The following is a 25,580-nucleotide window of genomic DNA, read 5'->3' as shown; positions in this document are numbered from 1 at the left end:
CACTCGAAAATATAAAGAAAACACGGCTTACGCCGAGCCTTAGCGAAAGCGGAAGCCGATGTTGCCTTATCCAGGCGAAAGTTATACTTTCTATCAGAAAAATAAAAATCACCGGTTGAGTTGATCAACTGGTGATTTTATAAGTCATATGTCTATTCTTTTTTGGAATTAAGACCTAAAAGCTTACAAGATTGATGGTATAGTGCCAACACCCAACCAATACTCACCAGAGCCAATAACAAAAGTTCTTGCCCGTTCATACGAATGCACCTCCGTTTTATTTGAGGCGGACATCCGTTTAGAAGGAGCTTCCTAGGGTAGTTGACTTCCAGAATTATTGAGCTTTTCTTTAACCAAAAAGCTCTGTCCTTCTAGCCCCGCCAGGAAGTTATTCTGGTTGGTTGGCCGTACATATACATTATACCAAAAAAAGTGAACTTTTCAACTCCAACTTTATCCGATGACTAACCCGCTCTAAGACTCCCTCTTCTTCCAAGCGGGAGTAAGAACGGCTAAGTCCCTGGATAAGGGCGACTAACCTTCAGGTGGGGTTAAAACCCCATCTGAAGCTAAGTCTACTTTATATAGTTTACATTTGTCTGCTTCCCGGTAACGTAAAGCCTCGTCCCATAACCTCGGCTGCATCTTGTACAATCATAAAGGCGTGCGGATCGGCTTCATGCACAAGTTGTTTAATTTTAGCTATCTGCGTCAGACTGACAACGACAAACAACACTTGTTTAGTCTGGCGGGTGAACGCGCCTTGGCCATGCAAAATAGTAACGCCGCGTCCCACTTCTTTTAGGATAGCGGCAACAATATCATCGGTATTATAAGAAACAATAAATACTGTTTTCCGGCGGTTAAAACCTTCTACCACTTTATCAGTAAGATTAGCGGCGATAAACATGGAAAACAGAGTTAACATAGCCAGCTTCAGGCCGAACAACACTGCCGCCACAAGCATAATTACACAGTTAATAGCAAAACCAACTGCTCCAAAGTTAAGCGAATAAAACTTTTTTATTATGGCGGCAACGATATCCAAGCCACCCGCACTGCCATTTACCCGAAAAATCAGGCCACTGCCGATTCCCGAAACAACACCGCCAGTAATGGCGGAAATAATCGGATCGTCGATAAGGTTTAGATGAGAAACAAACTGAGTAGCATCTACTGTCAGCGAAAACAAAATTGTACCGAAGATTGTGCCAATAGTGTATTCCTTGCCTAAGAGACGGTAAGCAGCAAATAGCAGCGGAATATTCATTAGAAATATCTGCAAACCAATTGGCATACCAAAAAGAAAGTAAAAGATAATAGCCAAACCGGAGACTCCGCCACTTAATAGATGGTGAGGCACCAAAAAGGCATTTATCGCCAGACTAGAAACTACACAGCCTATTGCTACCCACAAATATTGATTGATTTTGTTTTTCATATAACCTCCGTTAAGTATTAAATACCAATTATAATTTTACCATAATATGGACTGTTCGCCAACTTAAGAATATATATCATTCAAGCCAACAGTTAGTTTCAAGCTTGCAGTTTTATAAGTTATATTCCTTTACTCCTGGGAATAATAAATCCATCAAGGAGAGGAGGGATTGATAATACAATGGCTGAACTCATCGAGCTTCAAGAAATGATTGAGAAACTACGAGACAAACTGTATCAGGTTTCCATAGGTAAGGCACTCACTGATCCAGAAGTTATTCGCGCAAGTCAAATGCTGGATGTGTTATTAAATGAATATCAACGAATGTTAAACGAGAAGATTAATAAATAGAGCCTTCGGGCTCTATTATATTTTAACATTGCAGGAAGCTGCTTTCTTTTGCCGAAGTATTAAAAAACGGACAAAGGGAGATGGCTTAATATGGATTTGTATAATGAAATAGTCGCCAAATAGCAAGGATAGAAGAAAACAAAGTTCCTATATCGCAATTGCCTTACAAGAATGGCATCCGTTTAGAACAAACGCCTAAGAATCGTAAACTCGAAGTTAAAAAACCGGATAGCAATTCTAATTTAAATGTCACTATTGAAAAAAATAATAGATGAACGAAACAGTCAATATAAAGAGTCTTCGGGGGCTCTGTTTCTTATTTTAATATTGAAGAGATAGAAGAATAAAAAGCATGTAAACGAGCGAACTATCGCTTGTTTACATGCTTATGTTTATCCTATAAACTCCTGAGTAAACATATAGCCATACGGTCCGCCTTTGATAATACCAATACCAATTTTAGTATATTGAGTATTTAGTATATTGGCCCGGTGTCCGGGCGAGTTCATTAGGCCGGTGTGGGCCGCTTCAACGCTGGAGTTGCCGGCGATGTTCTCACCTGCAGTCTTGTAGGTAACTCCCTGTGCTTTCATCAGATCAAACGGCGAACCATAAACGGGAGATTGATGCCCGAAATAGTTGTTGTTAATCATATCCAGACTTTTCATGCGAGCAATTTTAACTAAGCGCATATCCACGGTCAGAGCATTTAGTCCTATGCTCGTCCGCTCCTTATTAACAAGATTGACCATCTGCTGCTCCTGAGCCGTAAGCGGTGCAGTCAGCAATGCATCACTGGCGCTTGTACTCTGGGACGGAGTCGTTGGGGTCGTTGGAGTCGTAGTTGGTTTAGTAGTTGGGGTCGGTGTTGTAGCCGGTGTAGTCGTACTTGGTGTACTAGTCGGTTTTGTGCTCGTAGTCGTGGTCGGCTTAGTAGTTGGGGTCGTAGTGGATGGCTGCTTTACCAAATTATACGGAGTATAGCCTTTGCTAATAAGCCATTGATTAATTTGCTGATAGTAATTTAGTTGCTGATCATTTGCATAATACAAAGTTGAAGCAGCTTCCACTGGCACAGTAGCAGAACCAATAACTAAGGCTGTCAAAACGGCAGCTGTAACTGTACGAAATTTTGTCACCGTGTCACTCCTCTTTATGGCTTATGCCGATTGATTATTGAGATATTCTATTGTCGGAATCATTATAGCTTAGACCTTTACAATGAAACAACCCACAATATATGGATGGTAAAAATGGACGTAAAAAAGGATTGCCCTGATACTGCCCTATATTACAACTCTACCTTGTAATATAGGGCAGTACAAAGGACAATCCTGTTTTTTTACTTCTTAGCTTAAGCCTAATTCCTTACGCTTTTTCTCAATATGTTCCACGTAAATCTGCACTGATTTATCGGCGCTTGTTTCGACAGTGAGTTTCCCTAACCCCAGCGATTCGGTAGTCTCAGTTAAAGTTTTAACAACCACATCACTGCCGGTAACAGACGGTACAGGAGCTACGTGTACTAACCAGCCGAGAGCTATGGCGGTGCAAGCATCCGCTACCGCTTTTTGCTCAAGATATTCAGGTGCACCGATAACCAGCGGCAGTTTGTTAGTATCAACATCCAGGTCATCGGCAATTTCTTTAGCCGTTTGGGTCATTTTGCCAATATCAACGCAGGCGCCATAAGAAAGAACCGGCGGAATACCTAAAGACTTGCAAACCTCCTTAAGTCCCGGACCGCATTCTTCGGCGGCCTGCGGGTTAGTTAGACCGCCATATTGCATAACCGATGAAGTACAACCGCCTGACAACACGAGAATATCTTTTTCAATCAAGCCTTTGGCAATACGGAAGATGTTGCTGCCGCCTTGACCATAGCGAGCGGTAGTACAGCCGACGATGGTCGCGATACCACGGATTTTGCCGGCGACAATAGCATCAATTAACGGTTTCCATGACCCGCCCAGTGCTGCTTTTACCGATTCGGTACTAAAACCAATCATACATCCTTCAGATACATAGGGAGGAATGTAAACTTCGCGATTTTCCGCTTTGCGTTTGGCAAAAGCTTCAATAGCCATTGCAAGGATTTTTTCGGATTGCTTTTTCATTTCCTCAGGCTTAAATTCAACAATATCAGTACCAGGCATACGGATTACTTCATGAGTACTGACCATTTTGGTACCAAACCGCTTGGCATACAGCGGCAGAGTAGGAATAGTACAGTTATAGTCAAACATGAATAGATCAACCGCACCAGTTGCAAAGAGATATTCTTCACTCAGCCACTCGCCTTCCTGACCGCCATAGGCGCTCATTTCGCCGGTGTCCTTATAGTTCAACAACTGCTGTCCTTCGCAAACATGGCCCAGTACCTGCATGCCGCTGGCCCCGGCTTGTTTGGCTTTTTCCTGCCATTCCGGAGTGGAGGCCAATTCGATGACGCAATGCGCAGTAAGCGGCATATGACCGTTTGTGATGATATTAACCATATCTTTCTTAAGTAAACCCATGTTCTGCTTAGCCGTCCGGATTTTTTGGGTGCCCATTAAGATTTCCTGGAGTATATCAAGAGCAAATAGACCCTGATATTCGTTGATAATACCAAGCCGAACCGAAGTAAGCAGGAAATCAGTCGGATCGGCATTCAAGTTAGTCATGCACTTAGTTTGGGCAAAACCAATTTCACTGAAACCGCCGCCCGGGTAAATACCTAATTTCCTCCACAGCTCTTGCCGTTTTGGCGGGGCAAAGGCTTGTACCATAACCGACTCTTCCCAATAGGGCCTGCCCATATCCTGGAGAACCCAGTTGGCAAAGTTAATGGCCACTTTATTAACATCTTCATGGCTGTTTAATCCTGCCATTTCGGCGTATTTTAACAATTTTTGCGAATCACGGATTTTTAGCCCGCTGTCAGGCTTTTCTGCGGCTGCCTTAAGGGTACGCGCCGCCTGTTGGGCGTGAAAAATATTAGCCGCAGCCCCAATGGTAACATGACGGTACACAAAGTTTCTGGATACCATTACATGAGCATCAACACCACAGTTGCCACGCGGTGCTTTAGGGCTGATACGGCAGGGACCGTTCGCACAAAGCTGACAGGACAAACCGGAAGAACAGAAACTGCAGCGAATCTTTTCCTGCTGTTCAAAGCGGTCAAACACATTGGTCAATCCTTGCGCATGAACATGCTGGTACATCTCCCGCATGGCCGGGTCAAGAATAATGTTTAATGGGAATCCTTCCTTGCTTTGGTCGTGGACCTTAATATGCTCACGCTGCCATTTATGTACTTCAGGCATAGTTGCAGGCGATTTAGTAATATCATAGTATTTTTTTGCGTTTTTATGAACGTCAAAATGCTCGTCCGGATTATTAGTACCGCTGGCATCGCCTTTATTTAGTACTGATTCCACATCACCTTTGCTGGTAGTGTCGGCGCTTTTGATAAGAGTCGTATCAGACATATACAGTTATAACCTCCTTTGGGATTTCTGCTGTTAGTGTGATATCAAACGAGAAATTTTATTATTATTCTTTTTTAACTTTTCCAGGTTTCAGCATAATAACCCGTACCGCCCGGTCAAAAAAGAAATAGTCCCAGGCCCAGTTGATAAGCACCACTATCCTATTACGAAAACCAATTAACCGGACAATATGAATAACCAGCCACAACAACCAGGCAAAAAATCCTTTGAACTGCCATTTGCCCATATGCGCTACGGCAGCATTTCGGCCAATAGTCGCCAATACCCCTGGATTTTTGTAGATAAACTCTTCGGGCTCCTGCCCCTGCACCAGACGCCGGATATTATTGACGGCCGTTTGCGCTTGCTGGGTAGCTACCGGCGCCACCATGGGCAGCGGCTGACCTTCTGCCTCCAAATACGCAGCATCACCGATAACCATAACCTCCGGGTACTCAGGCAGTTGTAAGGTAGGCTTAATCACCAACCGTCCGAGTCCAGCCTGTTTTACCCCCAGCTTATCGGCCAATGCGGCTGCCCGGATACCGGCAGCCCAAATAAGCGTACGGGCCGGAATTGCTTCGCCATCTTTTAGGGTAACCACTTCTCCGTCAAAATCCGCTACCGGATTACCAAATCTGACTTCTACCCGCTTCTTTTCCAGCATTTTCACCGTAGCCGTCCCAAGATCATCAGGCAGACCGGTTAGCAAGCGGTTTGATGCTTCCAGCAATATTATCCGGGCTTCCTCATAGTCAATACCAGGGTAATCCTTAGGCATAACAAGATAAACCAGTTCGGCTAAAGCTCCGGCACTTTCAACGCCTGTCGGCCCACCGCCAACAATAATAAAGGTAAGCATCGCCCGGCGCGCGGCTGCATTCGCTTCCTGGGCAGCAAGTTCAAACAGTCTTAGGATATGATTACGGATAGCCAATACATCATCAATATTTTTTAAGCCAAATCCATACCGTTCCACCGACTTCATACCAAAGAAATTGGTTTCTCCACCTGCAGCAACTATTAGATAATCATAATCAATAGTTCCCGCAGTCGTCGACAGTTGCCGGGTATTCAAATCAGCGGCGGTTACTTCAGCCATTCTAAACGTAAGATTGGTTTGGCCGCGCAATATCGTCCGCACTGGATAAACAATATCAGGCGGTGCCAACGCAGCAGTAGCTACTTGATATAGCAGCGGCTGGAACAAGTGGTAATTATTTTTGTCAATCAGGATTACTGCCACCGGTGCGCCTGCCAAGGCCCGCGCTACCCATAAGCCGCCAAAGCCCGCACCAATAATAACAACTCTGGGCATCCTGTTATCCATGAACTCACCTCATACTTAACTTACTGTTATAGCATACGCACTTACCAAGAATTCCATCAGCAGATATGGTAATAAATCTTGCTCCCAGTAAAGCTATCTGCTATAGTAAGACTTAGTTATCGTTGCTTCTCATGACCATAAACTTCTGGATTGGCCGAGAAAACAGGCGAATTTGATACTTGGAGGTATCTAGATGAAACTGATAAAAGAAATTGCCGACTGGGCCTATAGCCTGGCGGTAGCTTTAGCATTAGCCATTGTAATCAACGCGTTTGTCTTTCAACCTACCCGGGTGGTAGGCAGCTCCATGGAACCTAACTTACACAATAATGATTATGTAATTGTATCTAAGCTTAACCATACATTTGCCGGCACTCCCGACTATAATAACGTAGTAATTATCGACAGCCGGGTTTTCCGGGATCGCAGCATAAAGGATGATATTGCCGATCCGGTATCCACGTATTTAAGTGTCTTAAAACTGGCTGAAGTTGATAATCATATCTGGATTAAACGCGTTATCGGCAAACCAGGTGATACCATTGAAATTAAAGAAGGTAAAGTCTATCGCAATGATACCCTCCTTGAGGAACCATATATTAAAGAAGCGATGCGGCCAACCACGCCGAAAAAAGTTGTAGTACCGCCTAATCAGGTGTATGTAATGGGAGATAACCGTAATAACTCCAGTGACAGCCGGTATATCGGCCCGGTCCCTGTCAGCCATGTCCTCGGAAAAGTAGTTGTAACATTATAAACAAAACTAAAAAAACAAACGGGTAAGAAGCGTATGCTTCTACCCGTATTTTTATTTTGCAATCTATTTCAATATAAGACCAGGAGCTCCTACATACGGAGTTAATCCCTAACCTTTATCATAGTCCACACTCCAACACCAAGCAGCACAAAAGTATAAACAGCTAAAATTCCAACCGACAGCCACGGTGTTTCCAAACCGCTGCCGATAGCCCGCAAGGCATAGGTAGCATGGGTTAACGGCAACAAATCAATAAACCACCGCAAAAGCAGCGGCAAGCGGTCGGTCGAGAAAAACGTAGCACATAAAAATGACATCGGCAAAAGTACATAGGTATTGAAACTAGCCATATCTTCGTGGGAATTAATCAGCATAGCGGCTACCAGCCCCATAGCTGCAAACAGCAGACACGTCAGCGCTAACGTCAGGAGAAACCCGATGCTCACTGCCAGCTTCGCACCAAATAAATAGGCCAGTATAAAAATTACAGCACAGGAAATGAGACCCCTGAGTGCTCCGGCCAACACTTTACCGGTTACAAAAGAACCCGGACTGATCGGTGCAATCAGGTATTCTTCCAGTGTTTTATGATATAAGCGGCTCATATTGAGAGGCGAACCAACCGCGCTAAAGCTGATATTCATAGCATTAAGCGCCATAATACCTGGCAAAATAAAATCCAAATAGCTGCCGCCATTTACGGCCATACCCCGGCCCAAGCCCCAGCCAAAAGCCACCAAATATAAAACCGGACTAATCATGCGTGATAGAACAAATTTAACAAGCCTCCTGTTTAATACAACCCAGTCCCGCCAAAAAACCGTACATATATCTTCCAATCGCAACTCTCTTCCAGCCCTTTCCTTCTTGTCTAAGCATTAAATATCTTTTCTATTACTATTGTTTAACAACTCTTAGGATTCGCCCAGAAATACTAAATATCCTGTGTTAAAGTTTGCTTTATGCAAAAATAAACTTGCCGCAGAGATTTCTCTCTTTGGCAAGTTTGTTTATTATTATTTTGTTGCTGCCAGCGCTTGCTCCAAATCAGCAATTAAATCGGCTGCATCTTCAATGCCAATAGAAAGACGAACCATATCATCGGAAACTCCGGCTCCGGTCCTTTGCTCACTGCTTAATTGCGAGTGAGTTGTGCTCGCCGGATGGATTACTAAAGATTTTGCATCACCAACATTCGCCAGGAGTGAGAATAGGCGAAGAGTGTTAATGAACTTGCGGCCCGCCTCCAGGCCGCCCTTGACGCCAAATGTCAGAATAGCGCCTGCACCTTTCGGAAGATACTTCTTAGCCAAAGCATAATCACTGTGGCTTTCTAAACCGGGATAACTGACCCAGGATACCAATTCGTGACTTTCCAGATACTTAGCAACTGCCAAAGCATTCTGGCTATGACGTTCCATTCTTAAATGCAGTGTTTCCAACCCTTGCAGAAACATAAAGCTGTTAAACGGACTTAAGCAAGCTCCCATATCTCTTAATACCTGCACTCTTAGCCTGATGATATAAGCAAGCTTGCCAAGCGCTTCGGTATACCGAAGGTCATGGTAGCTGGGATCCGGTTCTGACAGCAGTGGGAACTTGCCGTTTCCCCAGTCAAACTTGCCGCCGTCAATTACTACCCCACCCATTGAAGTTCCATGACCGCCAATAAATTTAGTGGCCGAATGTACGACAATATCTGCGCCAAATTCCAGCGGCCGGCAAAGATATGGTGACGCAAACGTGCTGTCAATAATCAGCGGTAATCCATGCTGATGGGCGACAGCGGCTACATTTTCAATGTCCAGCACGTCAATCTTGGGGTTACCGATAATTTCTGCATATAGTGCTTTGGTATTGGGTGTGATAGCAGCCGCGAAGTTTTCCGGTTTAACAGGGTCTACAAACTTGACCTTAATCCCTAGTCGCGGCAGAGTATGGGCAAACATGTTATAAGTACCGCCATACAAGGTCGATGAGCTGACTATCTCATCACCGGCTTGGGCAATATTAATAATAGCGGCTGTAATTGCAGCATGGCCGGAAGCAAACGCCAAAGCGCCAACGCCTCCTTCTAAGGCGGCGATACGCTGTTCAAATACATCACTTGTCGGATTCATTATCCGGGAGTAAATATTGCCACTCTCTTTTAAGCCGAACAAATCGGCAGCATGGTCGGCATCCCGGAAATTGTAAGCGGTGGTCATATATAAAGGAACCGCACGTGAGCCTGTTGCCGGGTCAGGCTGCTGCCCGGCATGCACAGCTAAAGTATCAAAACGTAAGTTTTCAGGTAATGTCATGTCAAATCCCCCTTAAATTTTAATAAGAAATTATTTTACTTTTGCCGAACGCTGTAAAATTAGATATAATAGGCCTCCTTGCAGTAAACATCCGGCACTAACCGGGCACCCAGATACGCTAAACTGGACGCGCGGAATTTGAACCATTGTCTAAACGGCTCCGATGCAGGAGCAGGCAACACCTTATTGATAAATCTTGTTAGTAACGGCCGCAATAGCTGAAAGTCAATCAGAAACCCGTCATGGCCGTGAGGACTGTCAATAATGGCAAAGTCGGTACAAACCCCTACGCTTTTCAGAATTTTAGCCAACTCCTGCTGTTGATAGGCCGGGTATAAGATGTCTGAGCTGACCCCTACCACCAGTACCTTGGCGTCGATTCTCGCCAAGGCCTCTTCACACGAGGAATATCCAGCGCTAATATCAAACAAATCCAGTGCCCGCAGTAAGTATAAATACGAGTTGGCATCAAACCGTTTAGCAATACTTTCTCCCTGATAATCAAGATAGTTTTCTACTTCAAACTGCCCCTCGCGGGTACGGCGGCCAAACTTGTAAGCCATAGACATTTCGCTTTGATAAGTAATCATTCCTAATGCCCTGGCGGCCGCAAACCCTCTGACTGGTCCAGGCCCACCGTAATAATCACCGTTTTTCCAATCAGGATCAAGGGTAACTGCCTGACGCCCCACCCGGTTATAAGCAATGGCTTGCGGTGCGGAATAGCCCGGAGCGGCAATAACAACAGCAGCATCGATAAACCCCGGGTAATCAACCGCCCATTGCAAAGTCTGCATGCCGCCCATGGAACCGCCAATTACCATCGCTAAATGGTCAATACCCAAAACCTCTAACAATCGTTTTTGCACACGAACGATGTCCCTGACAGTAATCTCCGGGAAACGCATACCATACGGGTTACCGCTGGCAGGGTCAATGGAAGCCGGTCCGGTAGTACCCTGGCAGCCGCCCAGGACGTTAGCGCAAATAATGTAAAAGCGATTAGTATCAAGCGGCCGGTCCGGCCCAATTAACGGTTCCCACCAACCTTTTTCATCATACAGATCATGGGCTGCCGGATGACTGTCACCTGTAAGTGCATGTGCCAGTAAAATTACATTGTCACGGGCTTCCGACATGTTGCCATAAGTTTCATAGGCAACTGTTATTTCTGACAAACTGTCTCCCTGCACTAAATCCATAGGATTTTCCGGTGTGGCAACCTGCGCCAGCTTGAGTTGCGGTCGCCATTTAAAACCGGGAAAACAAGTAACTACCATAGGGCATCCTCCTTTAAACTAACAAATATAAACCAAAAGCCCCCTCAATAAGAGGGGGCCTACTATTATACGCCTAATCCCTCTCATCTCCCAGGATGTTTATCCTGCTGGAATTAGCACCACTGCGTTGTACGCCGGTTGCCGGGTGTCATCGGGCCAGTCCCTCGACCTCTCTGGATAAGAGTTAAGTATTTAATTATTTGGTAGATGTATACATGATACCTAAACAAAATACATTTGTCAAGTATATCTTACTTGCATTTTACAAATTAGCCCATCATTTCAAGAAATGCTTGAACTCTTGTTTTAATTTGTTCTACGTCGCCTTGCGAATAGTCAGTTTCTATCTGCATAAACGGAGTATCTCCGTTCTGTTTTAAAAACTCCTTCACAACCCGGCTTTCAACATTATAGGTATGACAGCCTTGCCAGGTAATATCAACAATTCCATCTGCCTTGTAATCCTTAACAAGTTGGGCAAGGATTTGCAAGCGGGTAGGATTAGGACTCATACAGGAACAAGGAGTTGCCAGATACTTTTCTGCAATAGCCTCAAGCGGTGGTTTGTTTTCATCAACAAGCGTTACAAACTGTTTCATGCCTGAGCAGTTCTCGATATAAACAACAGCCGCGCCGCAGTCCTCAATAATCTTAATCACTTTTTCGGAACCTATGCCGGTAGGTACACCGGTTACTATAATCCGTTTAGCGCCTTTTGGCATAGCAGCTTCGCCTTTGGCAACGGAGTCAGCTACATCACTGATAACCGACTTCAGTTGTTCCGCAAACTCGGCCCGGTCGGTTACGAAGTTTCGCCCCCACATTAATTTCAAAAAGTCTTGTCCGGTTAGAGGAACCGGGTCGTGTTTCATGTATTCGGCCAGTTGCTGCATGAGTAACCGCTCCTTATTAAGAACCTTAATTGCTTCACGCAATTTATCTTCAGTTATCTCTGCATCAAGCTCTTTTTCCAAAACATCTTTTAAAACTTTTACCTCGCTTAACCAGTAGGCTTTATCATTATCGTCCAGGTAGCTCTGCGGCAGTTTCATGACATGTACAGGTTTAAATTCCTTCATTAGTTCAAACATTTTCTTCTTACCGTCGCAAGTTGTCTCACCAATGATGAGGTCAGAATACAAAAAGTACGGACACTTGTCGGTTACAGCGAAGCCATAGGACGACTTGATAAGCGGACAAAAATTCCGTGGCAGCGTTTTTTCACCGGCCGGGATAGCCTCTTCTTTGGTAGCACACAAAGCAAATCCCAGTGCATCGGCTGCTAAAACCAGCTCCTGCGGGGCAAAGACACAATAAAAGCCTACTACTTTTTTACCTGTTTCTTTAATCTCTTTCAACATTGTAAAAGCATCTGACATAGCTTTACTCCCCCCACTTTTAAAATCATCATTTCACATTATCCCAGGCAAACAGTGCGGCCCCTATAGAGCCGGCAAATACCGCTTGCTCATGTGTAACCATCTCCAAACCCAGTTTGGCAGCCAGTTGTCGCCGCAAAGCCTTATTCTGGGCCAAACCGCCCGTAAACATAACTGGTGATGATGGCTGGATACCTGATGTCATTACCGCTACCCGTCCGGCAATAGAACGATATAACGCCGCAATAATTGCTTGACGGGAAACGCCCCGGTTTACCATGCCAATTACCTCAGACTCGGCAAACACTGTACACATAGAATTTATTGTGCATTCTTCCCCAGCAGCATCTGCCTCAATATCACCAATTCTTGTTATATCAAGTCCCAGCGCATTAGCCATGACCTGCAAAAACCGGCCTGTGCCGGCAGCACACTTGTCATTCATGACGAAATCCTGAACTTTTCCCTGCTCATCCACCCGGATGGCTTTGGCATCCTGGCCGCCGATGTCAATAATACTCCTGGTTTCCGGCACTAAATAAACCGCACCGCGGCCATGACAGGTTATCTCCGTCATGGCTTTAGTAACACAAGGCAGATTTAACCGTCCGTAACCGGTTCCTACAATAAAGGCCGCATTGCTAGCGCCATAACTCTTTAGCGCCGTTTTAAGCAACCCGTCGGCCTGCTCCCGTGGATTCCAGCCAGAAGGGCAAATAAAATTTTCATTCCTTTTTCCATCATATAAGGTGAGCTTAACCGCGGAAGAGCCAGCGTCAATACCCACAACAACTTTACCGTCCATACTTCACCTGTTAAAAGTTTATTAAAGAATAATTTTATCACTCTAGTATAAATATTCTATCATTATATTCGCTGCCGCCTTTTTTATTCCTGCTGCAAAAAAAAGGTATTTTAACTATGTCTCCATAGTTAAAATACCTTTTAAATTAATTGCCTTTAAAATTTTATTCTTCCCCAAACAGAGCGGTGGATAAATACCGTTCACCGGTGTCCGGCAGGATAACAATAATATTTTTACCCTTGTTTTCCGGGCGTTTGGCCAGTTCTGTTGCAGCGTGAAGCGCCGCTCCGCTCGAAATACCCACAAGCAGCCCTTCCGTAGCAGCTACTTCCCGCGAAGCATTAAAAGCTTCCTCTGTTTTGACAGTGATAATCTCATCAATAATATCGCGATTAAGGACCGCAGGCACAAAGCCGGCGCCAATCCCCTGCAGTTTATGTGGTCCGGGTTTGCCGCCCGAAAGAACCGGCGAATCGGTTGGTTCAACAGCTACTGCCTTTATGCTGCCTTTGCGTTGTTTAAGCACTTCGGCAATCCCGGTAATGGTTCCACCTGTTCCAACACCGGATACGATAATATCCACTTGTCCGTCGGTATCAGTCCAAATTTCTTCGGCAGTAGTTTGGCGATGGATTGCAGAGTTAGCAGGATTGGTAAACTGTTGAGGTATCCAGGCATTAGGCATTGTTGCCAAAAGTTCCTCAGCCCGTTCAATTGCGCCTTTCATACCTTTTTCACCAGGAGTAAGTTCTACCTGCACTCCAAGTGCTTTCACCAGTTTGCGGCGCTCAACACTCATGGTCTCAGGCATGGTCAAAATTAGTTTGTAGCCACGGGCGGCAGCAACAAACGCCAAGCCAACACCGGTATTACCGCTAGTCGGCTCAACAATAACCGTATCTTTATTGATGATACCTCTGTCTTCGGCGTCCTTTATCATAGCATAGCCAACGCGGTCTTTGACGCTGCCCAGCGGGTTAAAGTATTCCAATTTGGCAATAACCTTACCGCCTAAATTGTTTTTACCCGAATATCTTTTAAGTTCGATAAGCGGTGTGTTTCCGATGAGTTCTGTCAGACTTCCGTAAATTTTTGCCATTGTAATCATCCTCTCATTTTTTATTATTAGTATTTTATCCGATGACTAACCCTCTCTAAACGCCCTCTTCGCCAAGCGTTAAAGAGCGGCTAAGTCCCTGGATAAGGGCGACTAACCTTCAGATGAGGTTAAAACCCCTTCTGAAACTAAGTCTACTTTATCCTTTTTCTTATCAGAACAAGTAAATATTCTGTCAAGCCAGAAAAATAAAAGGAGGCAACCGCGACTGTGCCAGCCGCCGATTGCCTCCGGTTTTCCGGTCAGCAACAATATTTATGTTAGTATCATGGTAGCATATATTTTATCTGACTGTCAACCGTTTAACTTAATAATTATAGCTTAGGAGTAATTTTTTCTTTAAACATTTGTTTGCCGTCTTTCATTTCAATAACAACGGCACTCTTTATTGGATTATGGTTGGTGTCAACAGACATTATACCTGTTGTGAGCTGCAGATTTTGAGTTTGTTCTAACGCTTGGCGAATCTTCTCCGGTTCAGTGCTATTTGCCCGCTTGATAGCGTCAATCAACAACAGACCAGCGTCATAACCCAGAGCGGAAAACACGCTAGGCTCTTGGTTGTACTCTTTTTTATAGGCTTCGATGAATTTTACTACATTGGGATCAGTATCCTGTGAGGAATAGTGGCTGCTGAAGTATGTATTGTTGAGCGGAGCAGCACCGGCAATTTCTACCACCTTGGAATCATCCCAGCCGTCGGTTCCCAGGAACGGCATGTTCATTCCCATTTCCCGGGCCTGCTTTAGAATTTTACCCACTTCCTCGTAATAGGCCGGTAAAAATACTACATCGGGGTTCATTGCTTTAATCTTAGTAAGAGTAGATTTAAAATCCTGGTCTTTTTGCAGGAAAGCTTCTTTTCCTATCACTTGACCGCCGTTTTGCGTAAATACGTTTTCAAAAGACTGAGAAAGTCCTTTAGAATAATCGGAGCTGCTGTCAATAAAAATGGCAGCTGTTTTAGCTTTTAATGTATTGCTGGCAAAGTTAGCCATAATTGTTCCTTGCAGCGGATCAATGAAACAAGACCGGAATGCATAAGGCCTGGTTTTACCATTATCAACAGTAATTTTTTCATTTGTTCCTGTGGGAGTGATGATTGGCACTTTGTTGTCCTGAGATACTTGCACTGCAGCCAGCGTATTGGAGCTGGTTGCCGGTCCTAAAACTGCTACAACTTTATCTTGGGTTATCAGCTTGGTAATAGCATTGGTTGCCTCGGCAGCCTCGGACTTATTATCAGCCAAGACTAAAGTAATTTGTTTACCCAATACACCACCTGACGCATTGGCTTGTTTAATGGCTAGTTGAATACCATTAACTGCCTGTTTGCCATAGTTGGCAACACCGCCGGTCAGCTCAAAGTCCCCGCCGATCTTAATTTCGTTGGTTGCCTGCTTAGTACCGCCACAACCGGCCAGCGCACCAGCCATCAGCAATGTGCTCATAGCTATCGCTATAAATTTTTTCTGCATTTTTTCTCCTATCCTTTCTGTTTCCCCTAGTACCTACCATCGGTGTTACATGAATTATAATGACAGTTTCCGCCCGGAATTTTTTTTGCACTGAGGAATTTGTATTTTGTGTTCATATCAAACTATACATCTTTACAAATTTATTGTCAATATGTTATTTAATGTATTTTATATAGGTACATATGTACATAGTATTGTGACATTTCTATTGTTTTCACACATAAAAAGCCGCTTCCTTAAAACCTGAAGAATAGTTACCCATCACTCGCCGTTGCGTATCCTAAACGCACTCAATAAGAAAAATCGTTTTGGGGCAATGCCAAAAGTAAGACCCCCTCACCATTCCTCCTGCTCAGCCTCTGAAAACTTATACTTTCTTATCTTATAAATAAAGAGATGAACCAATTGGTTCATCTCTTTATTTTAAATACCATCACCGTTAAGTCCGGTCAGCTTACCTACCCGGTATTTTTCCGTTCTTTCTACCTGAGTGATTTTACCAGACTGAATCTGGATAACGACTTTCCCATATTCCAAACCACTTACTGATTGTACAATCCGCGTTCTAATTCCATTACCCGGCCCTGTTTTGTTCTCCGGTTTAGGCAGCTCAGTCAGCCTGATTTTCTCCAGTTTTTCCATTTGAATTAGCCGAAAATCCTGGACTATCAAAGTTATCGAGCCAAAGCTTATATCCCGTACAGCCTGTTCAATATAAGCAAGTATTTGCTCTGAGATATTTGCCCCCATTTATCCAACTCCTTCACCGCCGCTACGCGCGCTTAATCCGAAATCCATGCGTTTCAGCTACTTTACGGCCAATTCCCCGAATCTTACCGGTTATACAGGAACGGCAGTGCGCCGGGGTGTCATTGATACAGATTTTCCCGGGATATATCAGATACATCTGACGATAGTCGCCTTCAGTAACGTTAGGCATTACTACATTAGCGCCTCGCTGCAATGCCAGTATCCTGCCCTGCGGGTTTAGGGTTTCCATAGCTGTGGTCGCCGGTATATTAATATCCGGCAACAATAACCGCGTCATCGCCATAACTTTAGTACTTAGGTCAAATGTGCCGCCGGCTTCCTCAGCCAGCGGGGTGTCCGGATTGGGAATAAACGGACCTACCCCGATCATATCGGCATCAATACTCTTAAAGAAAAGAATATCATCGGCCAAAGACTCCAGCGATTGCCCCGGTATCTCAACAAGACAGCCTGTTCCCAATTCAAAACCCAGCTCTTTCAAGTCCTTTAAGCATCTCACCCTATTATCCCAGCTCATGCCTGGATCGAGCTGTTCATATAACGCTTTGTCAGTTGTCTCAATTCTTAATAAGTAGCGATCGGCGCCGGCATCGCGGTAGGCCTGATATACTTCACGGGTTTTCTCGCCCACGCTGAGAGTTATTGCTAAACCAAGTTCTTTGATCTTTTTTATTATGTCGACCATGGTATCTACACTAAACCATTCATCCTCACCCGACTGCAGTACTACGGTACGATAACCATAAGATTTAGCCTTAACCGCAAAATCTAAGACAGTGTCGGGTTCCAACCGGTAACGGTTTACTTTTTTATTATCTCGCCTAAGACCACAGTACAGACAGTTTTGCTTACAAATGTTAGAGAACTCGATTAATCCCCGCAGATGGACTTCATCGCCCACATACTTCTGCCGTACCCTGTCAGCGGCTGCAAAAAACTCGTCTTGGTATTGGGTATCTGCCAGCAGCGTGACAATTTCATCTTTAGAAAGTATATGTGTTGCTTCGGCTTTTTCAATCAACGCCCTAATATCCTTATTGTCAGTCATGATATCACTGCCTCTCCAATAATAAAACAGTTGTTCTTTGAAATCATCATAAATGGTTTTTTTACTATCGTCAACAAAAAAGAATATAGATACGTATTTCTTATTAGCCGATATTATCTTTACTTTGCAGAATGGTTTAAATAGGAAAAGCGCCGCAATGGGCGCTAAGTCTTAATGTCTATTTTGGACTTCTGACATAACTCTTTGTCTAATTTATCTTTAAAAGACTTATCAGGCTTATTTCGTAAGGAATACGGATCAATATACTTTTCATGTAAAAAGCCTTTCGCAACAGGGTATACCGGGCTAACCTTAGTAACCTTCATAGCAATCACCCTTCGAAAAAAAATTGCCTTGGCTTTTATATTATATGCATTTATTCCTAAGAAAAGCACAACACTGAAACCAGAAGCCAATGGCTTGTTTATCCCCTGTGTTTCTGGATAAATCTAACCATCGGATTCAAGTTGATTTTTACGCTTCCGGCGGAAAAACTACGCTAAAGGAGGTGATTTAATGCGTAAAGAAGAAACTGAGATGAAAAAATTTCTCGATGAGTATGCAATGAGTGCCGGTGACAATGCGTTATCCCGCGAGCATATCAATAACTCTATTGTTTCGGAAGCCATGACTAATGAACATAAACACCGGGAAGCATTTGAAGAGTTTTTTAAAGACATGGAAAGTAAATAAATTAAACCGGCGGCTTTCGTCGCCCACAAAATAAACTACAGGGTTCGCAATTAACTGCAAACCCTGTAGTTTATTTTAGAGTGATTCTTTGTTATCGTAAAAATTTTATTGTAATATCCGGCAAGTATTTAACAAGCGTATTTAACATATCTGTATTAAAACCTTCGTCGCTAATCATTTTTTCAATAACACTCTTTTCGATAACACCGTAGGGCTTAACAATGCCCAAAAAAGGGTGATTGATTCCCGAATCAAGTTTTCCCATATCCACGTTTTCAACGTGAATACCTTCCAGATGAAAGGTATACTCCCCTACAACCTTACCATTATCAGATACTTGCAGCCCGGCCATGTTTTTGCGACCCGTAAGCATGTTATTAGCGATTGAGTAAAAATATGGATGTTTCTCTTTTAGTACACCAAGTATCTTCTCACGAAATGGTAAAACCTGCTCTTTAATAAGCCTATCGGTATCAGTCATATTTTTTACCTCCACTTATTTAGTCACGATAGTATTATATCCTCATCACTGATAGATAATCATGTATCGTAGTCCCTGACCACCAGTTTTAATTGAAGCAATCATTCTCATGTCTTTGTTTACTACTGTACAAGAGCCTTATAATTCAGGGATTTTTGACATAAGATAACATTAGAAATTTGGTGTTAAGCTGCTTACGCCGGGGCATTGCCTTATATATTAATCTGCCATAAGGAGATACTAAATTGGAGTGAACTCATGAGGATACTTTTCACGGTTACATAGATATGGGCGGCTGGGCGGTGGTCAGATCGGAGAAATTGAGAGAGGTACGTATGAACGGTTTTCCAAGTGATGAACAAATCGCGGAGATGACGAAAGAACTGACAAAGGCGCGTATTGAGAACTGGCTGGCAACCGACCTGTTTACATGGCAATGGTGGCTTATTCTCGCTGTATTTGTAATTCCCTGGGTTGTCTTTTACTATAAAGTAGATAGAAAACAGTTACCCAAGTTGTTATTATAGGGTACCCTTATTATGCTATTAACAATCACTATTGATCTTAGGTTTTGAAGATGGACTTTGGTACTATCCTTTTAAAATACTGCCGTTTGGTCCTCTGATTGCTTATATTGATGTTAGTCCGCTGCCAATTATATATATGCTAGAATATCAGTATTTCCCAAAATGGAAGGACTTTATTAAGGTATCGCTTGTAACTGGTTTTGTATTTGCTTTCTGTTTTGAACCTATTTTTGAAGCATTAGGGCTATATATCCCCGTTCGATGGACACACTTCTATAGCTTACCCGTCTACGTCCTTATGCCTATCCTAATAAGACTGATAGTTGAAAAAATATATTTATCTTCAAAGACACAGTAAAAAAAGATAATCAAGAAAAAAATTGAAAGTAGTCATATGGTAATTGAATATAAAAATTTAAAAGGCTTCCAGTACTCTGGAAGCCTTAAGTTTACTATGGTGACCCACCACAGAATCGAACTGTGAACCTATTGATTAAGAGTCAATTGCTCTGCCAGTTGAGCTAGTGGGTCGACATATAGGAAGTTCCGCGCTGTCGCTTGGAACTAAGCGATTCGCACAAGTTTCCGCGTCGCTATAGCTCCTAAAAACTTGGCTCTCTGCTTATCTGCTTATGCTTATATGGCTGGGGCGCTAGGACTCGAACCTAGGAATGCGGGAGTCAGAGTCCCGTGCCTTACCAGCTTGGCGACGCCCCAATCTAATAGACAAAATCTTTGGATACAATAATTATTATATATATCAATTAAAGATTTGTCAAATTTTTTAGGCCGTAATTGCTTTTTCTTCTAGTTTTACTTCTGAATTTTTGATCCATTTACCACAGTGTTTGCAATAGACGACTGCATCAGGCAACGTCCATGCCAATAGTTTTCCACACTTTTCGCAGATAAAAGGAACTAACATTGCTTGTATTTGATTATCCGTAGAAAACCCTCCTTTGTATCAATTGTTCCCATTACCTTTTATTTCCATGCAAATTTTAATTTTCCTGCAATTTAACGTAAATACACTGCAACTTATGAAAACTAGATTTGGGGAATATATAAAAAACAGCCGGCAAATACCAGTTGGTACTTGTCGACCGCTGAAAAACCATTATATTATATTTCTTTAAATATCTCTAAAATATAAAGATGCTCCTGATTTTCATATTATCAGGCAGTGTACTAGTATCGCCACCACTCAACCAATCCAGAGGCATCGCATCGGAACTAATATCTAATTCATAACGCATCTTAGTATCACGAACAATTGCATATAGTGAATCAGTATATTGAATTGAGCTTATTTTTTCCGAGTTTTTTAACTCCCCTAAAGTAGCGCCAACCCCAATTCCACTGGCCGTTTTATACCGGGAATCATACACCCGGATGGCAGATATAACTTTATCCTGTCCCTGTTTGCTGTTCGCAAAAAAAACAGTAAGTGAGGGCAAACCATTTCCTTTTTCGTATGCCCTTACAACCGGATATGTCCGTCCGGCAAAAAATTCTTCTCCATCCGCAACGGACTGATTACCAAAACGCTGGTACAGACTATTAATTGGCTTCCCCACTCCGATTGCACCTGCATATCCGGTCGCTAGAGTAAACTCGCCAGCCGGTTGAACCGCTGGCGATGAAGTCCTAAAATTACCTGAAGTTGCAGCAGGTGCCGAAACTGATTTAGAAGCTTGCACCTTGGCATCGTTTGCATTGGGGGCCTTAGCTGTCTTACCGGGAGCAGAAAGTGCTTTATCCAAGGCTTCTTTAAGCTCATTAATTCCGGCTTTTACTAAGGCATCAAGTACTCGCTTGTCATTTTTGGTCTTGGCCATACTTATAACATTATTGCCCTTGATATCACTAACGGTAAAGGTTGCACCTCGTTGCAGCAGGGTCGAAACGACATCCGCATGATTATTCCAAACAGCTTTCATCAAAGCTGTTTGTCCGTCTTTATCACGGGCATTAATATCGGCACCTTTATCTAAAAGCTGCCGCACCACAGATGCCTTACCATAAGCGGCGGCGGCATGAAGTGGCGTAAACCCGTCATTTTGCCGGTAAGAATCAGGAGACATACCGGCTTCCATAAATAGCGCCGTAATTTCTTTTTCTCCCCGCCCTGCATATTTGACAAAATCGTCGGCATTAAAGTTCACACCCATACGGATCAATTGGTTTTCCGGAAGATTGACAGCCTCCAATTTTGCTTTACTGTCCGCTATTCCGCAAAAAACGCCTAAACCTACGATAGCAGGTAAAAGAATTAACGCGAAATATATTAAATGTTTCGCTTCAATGTGCTTGACAAACCGTCCTAACACATCTTTTGTATCTAAAGATACTTTTGCCAAATCCGGTTTAGGAACCGCTGACAACTTTACTTGCTTGACTTGTCCTGTGAACTCAGTCATTTTATTTTTAAAGTTCGCCCACATATTACACTCCGCAAATAAATTAATTAATTCTTACTTAATATATTCGTCGAATAAGTACTTTTTCCCTTTTATCATTACAATTAACAAGAGAAACTTACCATATTTCATTAATAAACCTGTCGAATCATGTACATAAATATCGAAAAAGCTGAAGATAGCCATTGGTGAAATGTTAATATATAACCTTTTAATGTAAACGAATAGCTTGTGTAATGATGGCACATACTATACACATGCTCTTAAAAAAACAATTGCTGGAGGTGGCTAATATATGGGTAAGGTTATGTCAGAAGAAACGAAAAATAAATTAGCTCACGATCTTGGCTTCGGCGACAAGGTCGAAGACGGTGATTGGTCCGATGTAACCACGGGCGAAGTTGGTTCCATGGTCAGAGAGGCGATCAAACGTGGAGAACAGGCAATAGCCAACGACACGACAATGAATGGAGAGGCTCATCAACACGCTAAATAAACATGACCCCCGAAAATATCAAGTGATATTTCGGGGTCATTTTTTTCTATAGATCTATTATATGACAGTGGTGCCAGGTTCATATAGTACGTGCCGCTGGCTGTTTTAATGAGTTCCTAATTTTGTTTTAATCTACTAAAGATTTCATTATAGCCGCTTAGCGCCTCTTAGCTTAAGCGTAACCTTACTTTTTGTTCTTAAATTTTGCCCGATAAACTCTGCGCGCTTGCGTTCATTTGATATTCAATTAATTCCTTATATTTCTGCCCAATATCCGATATTGGGTTGACAAATACCTGTGAAGGCTTCCCTTCCTCTACGATCTTCCCTTTATCCATAAGCACAATTCTATCTGCAACCCGTAATGCAAAAGATAGCTCATGAGTTACCACTATCATAGTGCTGGCCCGATACCGTGCCAGTTCTTCCATAACGACCAATACTTCCCGAACCAAAATCGGGTCTAGCGATGCTGTCGGTTCGTCCCACATCATTAATTCCGGTTCATAAGCCAATGCTCTGGCAATGCCCACACGCTGCTGTTGACCGCCTGACAACTGAGCTGGCTTATGGTCTAAATGTCCTTCCATGCCAACCTTAGCTAGCGCATCGTTCGCTTTATTTTGAGCAGTTTCACGATCCATTCCGCTCATTACCAAACCAAACATTACGTTTTCCAAAGCAGTTAATCGACTAATCAAATTAAAATGCTGAAAAACAAAGCCGATACGCTTTCGCAGTTTTTGCAGCTCATCCGGTTCCATTGAAAGAATATTCGTGTCATGAAACAGAATTGTACCCTGATCTGGTTCTATCAGCCGATTTATCGTTCGAATCGTTGTAGATTTGCCGCAGCCTGACGGCCCCATCAAAACAAGAATTTCCCCGGTGTTAACTGACAAACTTAACCCATCAATAGCTCTTAAATTACCGAATTGTTTATGTAAGTCTTGTATGACAAGCATGTTAGCACCTGCTTATTTAAACTTGAGTTTTCGGCGGTTTAGCTTTTGCAGTAGGCCGGGACGGGCGTTAGGAATTACAATTTCACGCATAATTTCATCAAAAGATAATCCTAATGCTTCACCCGCACTAACTTCTTCACTGGCAATGGGGTTAATTTTTTCTGCATTATTCGCGATAAATAAACCCAGTGCTGCTCCCAGCATAGGTACTCCTATCCATGGCACATACGGAATACCTCCACCCGATAAAGCAAACATTGCCGTGAGAAGCAATGCACCAATGCCCATACCGTATAGGCATTCCGGGGCTGCAAAAACATTTTTAATACCATGCATTAGTCTTTTCCAGCCTTTGACTGGCTGCTTTCGAATTACTGTGCGCTGCCTCCGAATAACAGTTGCGACAGCAGTGTGGTCTAAGGTTAAGAAAGCAACTGTTGCAACCAACGAGACCAACGCGGCTAGAACGGCTTTTACCTGAGTCAAAATCATCATAACTTCGGCACGGGGATCAGGTTCTATGATCCCCAGTGGTGATGTATACAACGATGCGTTCGTATGTCCAATTACTCGATAGATTATTGGTGCTGCCAATTCGGTGGTGACATTACTCTTGGTTAGTATTTGCAGGCGCTGACTGGGTATAACCTGTCCGGCAATGAACCGATCCATAAGCTGGATAGACCGGCTAATCTCTTCATCACTTAAATTAGGTACGGCAGCACCAAGATACTGTAGCTGCGCCTCCACAAGCGGTGTATTAAACTGTTGCAATTGCCCCAGACGCCCCCCAGTTGTATTTAGGGTCTGCCGCGCCCCTGCGGTATCAAAATTACGTAAGCTTGCAACTGTACTATTACCGTTAGCCACGATACTGTCTATGGCAGTCCGAGCCCGCCGGGCATCAGCAGCGACACTATCCAGCGCACGCAGCCGTGTTTGAAGATTAGTAAGATTTTGCTGCATAGTACTCAATTCATTAATAGAAGACGCTACATCAGGACTTACCAGTCGAACCACTTGCAACGTTTTCACCAGACTCCCCATAGCCTGGGCTGAAGTGCCTACCTGCAATTGTATTGCACTGGTATCTAAACCCGCTAAACCGCTGGTCGCTGCCTGGATAGTAGCTCCGGCATTGTCTAAACTGGTTAAAGTCTGTTCAACTGCTCCCAAACTGGTGTTATAGTTATCAAGCGATGTATTGGCGATTCCAATCATACTTTTCGCATCTTGTGCAAATCCCGGTATTTGAGCGACTAGCTTGGATGTCTCTCCTAACGCATTGCCGAGATCACTCCGGGGATTACGAAAACTGGCGGTTCCAACAAGTGCTCCAATAGCAGAGTTGCTAACCAAAAATCCCTGGCTTCCGGACGACTGTCTTGTGTCGCCCTGAACGACCATGCCTTCTGCTGTTCCATCGCCCTTTACAGCCGTTACTTGCACCAAAACATTAGCCGGATCAACTGCTGCCCCAGGGACGACACCACTTGGTGCAGTTCCCTGAAATGCAATTACATCACCAGTATGCAAGGTCACCCCTGCAGCTAATCGAATTACAGTTTTTGTTGCATAAGCAGTCAGAAACTTTTTTAGTTCAATCATAGTACTTACAAAATAAGCCGTATCATTGCGTTTGGTATCCGCGGACACACTTTGGGCAAAACCAACTGCCCTATCGCCCCGAAGTGTATCAGCAAGCTGTTCCCCTAAACGGATGGGATTGTCTGGTTCACTGCCTACAGGAAAGGCTATATCAATTAACTGATATTGGGCTAGAAGACGCCCTATATCAGCATTTACGGTAGATGCTTGTTCCAACGACTGTACCAAGACAGTGACCGAACCCCCGTCCCGGAAAGCAAATAGAACCCCATTTATTTGCATGACCTGATCAATGACCAAGTCTTTGGCTCCATCGGGTACAGCTTTTAGGGTTATCCGTGGTTCAGTCATAATACTAATCCCTGCCCGCCCGGGAACGCTGCCAAAAATTTGATCAAGGGTCTCATAAGTTTGTTTTGTTTTGTATTCAGCAGGTATGCCAACCAAAAAACTTGTCAGTCCCGTTAAGGTTGGGCCTTCCTTTAGCCGGGCCCCGGGAAACACCTGATTAATGATGTTTTCAATCTGTGCCCGTCCGTCTTCTTTTACCTCCTCCCTCACATTAATCAGAAGATCAAATTCTCCGTATTTACCCACAAGGGAAGTTATGGTTTCCGAAAAATAGGTATTCGCCGTCATGGCCAGAGCTCCAGCCATTGCCCCTCCGATAGCAATGCTAACTATCAAGAGTATCACGACATCACGATTAAAAGAGTTTCGAAAAAAGGTACGAACAACCTGTTTTGGTAAAGAAGCGAAGGCTTTCGGCATAAGTACTAAACTCCTCCCAATGCAAATAAAACAGTCCTGCAATTACTTCTAAGTATCTGCAGGACTGCTTATTTTAGTCATCT

24 protein-coding genes, 2 tRNA genes and 1 riboswitch are annotated in these 25,580 nt (G+C 43.5%); of the genes, 6 read left to right on the top strand and 20 right to left on the bottom strand.

What is annotated here, in order from left to right; all coding sequences use genetic code 11:
* Nucleotides 1–589: 589 nt before the first annotated feature.
* Nucleotides 590–1,441, bottom strand: a complete 852-nt coding sequence (locus tag SRRS_RS06340; protein ID WP_371367237.1) for a YitT family protein — start codon at nt 1,439–1,441, stop codon at nt 590–592.
* Nucleotides 1,442–1,621: 180 nt separating this feature from the next.
* Between SRRS_RS06340 and SRRS_RS06335 the strand changes: the two genes are divergently transcribed.
* The gene (locus tag SRRS_RS06335) at nt 1,622–1,792 is read left to right on the top strand and encodes a Spo0E family sporulation regulatory protein-aspartic acid phosphatase (protein ID WP_371367235.1); all 171 of its coding nucleotides are present in this window, start codon (nt 1,622–1,624) and stop codon (nt 1,790–1,792) included.
* A 392-nt stretch (nt 1,793–2,184) separates the two neighbouring features.
* On the opposite strand, the gene SRRS_RS06330 is transcribed toward SRRS_RS06335, so the two are convergent.
* The 3 genes from SRRS_RS06330 to SRRS_RS06320 all read right to left on the bottom strand — a co-directional run bounded on the left by SRRS_RS06330 (nt 2,185) and on the right by SRRS_RS06320 (nt 6,598).
* Nucleotides 2,185–2,931, bottom strand: coding sequence for a CAP domain-containing protein (locus tag SRRS_RS06330; RefSeq protein ID WP_371367233.1), 747 nt, complete (start codon nt 2,929–2,931; stop codon nt 2,185–2,187).
* Between the two features lie 210 nt (nt 2,932–3,141).
* Entirely contained in the window at nt 3,142–5,268 is a 2,127-nt protein-coding gene (cooS, locus tag SRRS_RS06325) for an anaerobic carbon-monoxide dehydrogenase catalytic subunit (RefSeq protein WP_371367231.1), read from the bottom strand.
* Between the two features lie 64 nt (nt 5,269–5,332).
* A complete protein-coding gene (locus SRRS_RS06320; RefSeq protein ID WP_371367229.1) occupies nt 5,333–6,598 on the bottom strand; it encodes an NAD(P)/FAD-dependent oxidoreductase in 1,266 nt (421 codons plus the stop codon).
* 193 nt (nt 6,599–6,791) lie between these two features.
* On the opposite strand from SRRS_RS06320, the gene lepB reads away from it, so the two are divergent.
* A complete protein-coding gene (gene lepB, locus SRRS_RS06315) occupies nt 6,792–7,355 on the top strand; it encodes a signal peptidase I (protein ID WP_371367227.1) in 564 nt (187 codons plus the stop codon).
* A gap of 101 nt (nt 7,356–7,456) precedes the next feature.
* Here the strand turns inward: lepB and SRRS_RS06310 are convergent, their stop codons facing one another.
* The 10 genes from SRRS_RS06310 to SRRS_RS06265 form a co-directional block, all read right to left on the bottom strand.
* Entirely contained in the window at nt 7,457–8,194 is a 738-nt protein-coding gene (locus SRRS_RS06310; RefSeq protein ID WP_371367225.1) for an ABC transporter permease, read from the bottom strand.
* 177 nt (nt 8,195–8,371) lie between these two features.
* Nucleotides 8,372–9,658 (bottom strand): homocysteine synthase, encoded by a 1,287-nt coding sequence (locus SRRS_RS06305; RefSeq protein WP_371367223.1) that lies wholly within the window; start codon nt 9,656–9,658, stop codon nt 8,372–8,374.
* Between the two features lie 59 nt (nt 9,659–9,717).
* A complete protein-coding gene (locus SRRS_RS06300) occupies nt 9,718–10,938 on the bottom strand; it encodes a homoserine O-acetyltransferase (RefSeq protein ID WP_371367221.1) in 1,221 nt (406 codons plus the stop codon).
* 80 nt (nt 10,939–11,018) lie between these two features.
* Nucleotides 11,019–11,122: riboswitch (SAM riboswitch) on the bottom strand.
* Between the two features lie 85 nt (nt 11,123–11,207).
* Complete coding sequence (locus tag SRRS_RS06295; RefSeq protein WP_371367219.1) at nt 11,208–12,317, bottom strand: double-cubane-cluster-containing anaerobic reductase; 1,110 nt, start codon at nt 12,315–12,317, stop codon at nt 11,208–11,210.
* Nucleotides 12,318–12,345: 28 nt separating this feature from the next.
* Nucleotides 12,346–13,122, bottom strand: coding sequence for an acyl-CoA dehydratase activase (locus SRRS_RS06290; protein ID WP_371367217.1), 777 nt, complete (start codon nt 13,120–13,122; stop codon nt 12,346–12,348).
* Nucleotides 13,123–13,285: 163 nt separating this feature from the next.
* Entirely contained in the window at nt 13,286–14,221 is a 936-nt protein-coding gene (gene cysK / locus SRRS_RS06285) for a cysteine synthase A (RefSeq protein ID WP_371367215.1), read from the bottom strand.
* A gap of 332 nt (nt 14,222–14,553) precedes the next feature.
* A complete protein-coding gene (locus tag SRRS_RS06280; RefSeq protein WP_371367213.1) occupies nt 14,554–15,717 on the bottom strand; it encodes an ABC transporter substrate-binding protein in 1,164 nt (387 codons plus the stop codon).
* A gap of 423 nt (nt 15,718–16,140) precedes the next feature.
* Nucleotides 16,141–16,467 (bottom strand): DUF2292 domain-containing protein, encoded by a 327-nt coding sequence (locus SRRS_RS06275; RefSeq protein ID WP_371367211.1) that lies wholly within the window; start codon nt 16,465–16,467, stop codon nt 16,141–16,143.
* 22 nt (nt 16,468–16,489) lie between these two features.
* Entirely contained in the window at nt 16,490–17,536 is a 1,047-nt protein-coding gene (hydE, locus tag SRRS_RS06270; RefSeq protein ID WP_371367209.1) for a [FeFe] hydrogenase H-cluster radical SAM maturase HydE, read from the bottom strand.
* Nucleotides 17,537–17,700: 164 nt separating this feature from the next.
* The gene (locus tag SRRS_RS06265; protein WP_371367208.1) at nt 17,701–17,862 is read right to left on the bottom strand and encodes a hypothetical protein; all 162 of its coding nucleotides are present in this window, start codon (nt 17,860–17,862) and stop codon (nt 17,701–17,703) included.
* A 190-nt stretch (nt 17,863–18,052) separates the two neighbouring features.
* Here SRRS_RS06265 and SRRS_RS06260 point away from each other — a divergent pair, with 190 nt between their 5' ends.
* Nucleotides 18,053–18,229 carry a hypothetical protein gene (locus tag SRRS_RS06260; RefSeq protein ID WP_371367206.1) on the top strand — a complete coding sequence of 59 codons (177 nt, stop codon included), beginning with the start codon at nt 18,053–18,055 and terminating at the stop codon, nt 18,227–18,229.
* A gap of 91 nt (nt 18,230–18,320) precedes the next feature.
* Here SRRS_RS06260 and SRRS_RS06255 read toward each other — a convergent pair whose 3' ends face one another.
* Complete coding sequence (locus tag SRRS_RS06255; protein WP_371367204.1) at nt 18,321–18,710, bottom strand: hypothetical protein; 390 nt, start codon at nt 18,708–18,710, stop codon at nt 18,321–18,323.
* 335 nt (nt 18,711–19,045) lie between these two features.
* Here SRRS_RS06255 and SRRS_RS06250 point away from each other — a divergent pair, with 335 nt between their 5' ends.
* Nucleotides 19,046–19,237, top strand: a complete 192-nt coding sequence (locus SRRS_RS06250) for a hypothetical protein (RefSeq protein WP_371367202.1) — start codon at nt 19,046–19,048, stop codon at nt 19,235–19,237.
* Nucleotides 19,238–19,268: 31 nt separating this feature from the next.
* Nucleotides 19,269–19,595, top strand: a complete 327-nt coding sequence (locus tag SRRS_RS06245) for a CBO0543 family protein (protein WP_371367201.1) — start codon at nt 19,269–19,271, stop codon at nt 19,593–19,595.
* A gap of 97 nt (nt 19,596–19,692) precedes the next feature.
* On the opposite strand, the gene SRRS_RS06240 is transcribed toward SRRS_RS06245, so the two are convergent.
* From SRRS_RS06240 to SRRS_RS06230, 3 genes are all read right to left on the bottom strand, one after another.
* Nucleotides 19,693–19,768: transfer RNA gene (locus SRRS_RS06240), tRNA-Lys, on the bottom strand.
* Nucleotides 19,769–19,878: 110 nt separating this feature from the next.
* Nucleotides 19,879–19,954 (bottom strand) — tRNA-Gln (locus SRRS_RS06235).
* Nucleotides 19,955–20,379: 425 nt separating this feature from the next.
* Nucleotides 20,380–21,681, bottom strand: coding sequence for an ankyrin repeat domain-containing protein (locus SRRS_RS06230; RefSeq protein ID WP_371367199.1), 1,302 nt, complete (start codon nt 21,679–21,681; stop codon nt 20,380–20,382).
* A gap of 271 nt (nt 21,682–21,952) precedes the next feature.
* Here SRRS_RS06230 and SRRS_RS06225 point away from each other — a divergent pair, with 271 nt between their 5' ends.
* Entirely contained in the window at nt 21,953–22,153 is a 201-nt protein-coding gene (locus SRRS_RS06225; RefSeq protein WP_371367198.1) for a small, acid-soluble spore protein, alpha/beta type, read from the top strand.
* A 197-nt stretch (nt 22,154–22,350) separates the two neighbouring features.
* Here the strand turns inward: SRRS_RS06225 and SRRS_RS06220 are convergent, their stop codons facing one another.
* Entirely contained in the window at nt 22,351–23,118 is a 768-nt protein-coding gene (locus SRRS_RS06220; protein WP_371367196.1) for an amino acid ABC transporter ATP-binding protein, read from the bottom strand.
* A 12-nt stretch (nt 23,119–23,130) separates the two neighbouring features.
* Nucleotides 23,131–25,497: a hypothetical protein gene (locus SRRS_RS06215; protein WP_371367194.1), complete on the bottom strand. Its 2,367-nt coding sequence runs from the start codon at nt 25,495–25,497 to the stop codon at nt 23,131–23,133.
* Nucleotides 25,498–25,580 lie beyond the last annotated feature (83 nt).

Source organism: Sporomusa rhizae, assembly GCF_041428845.1.
Classification (GTDB): Bacteria; Bacillota; Negativicutes; order Sporomusales; family Sporomusaceae; genus Sporomusa; species Sporomusa rhizae.
This window is presented reverse-complemented; position numbering and strand designations above follow the sequence as displayed.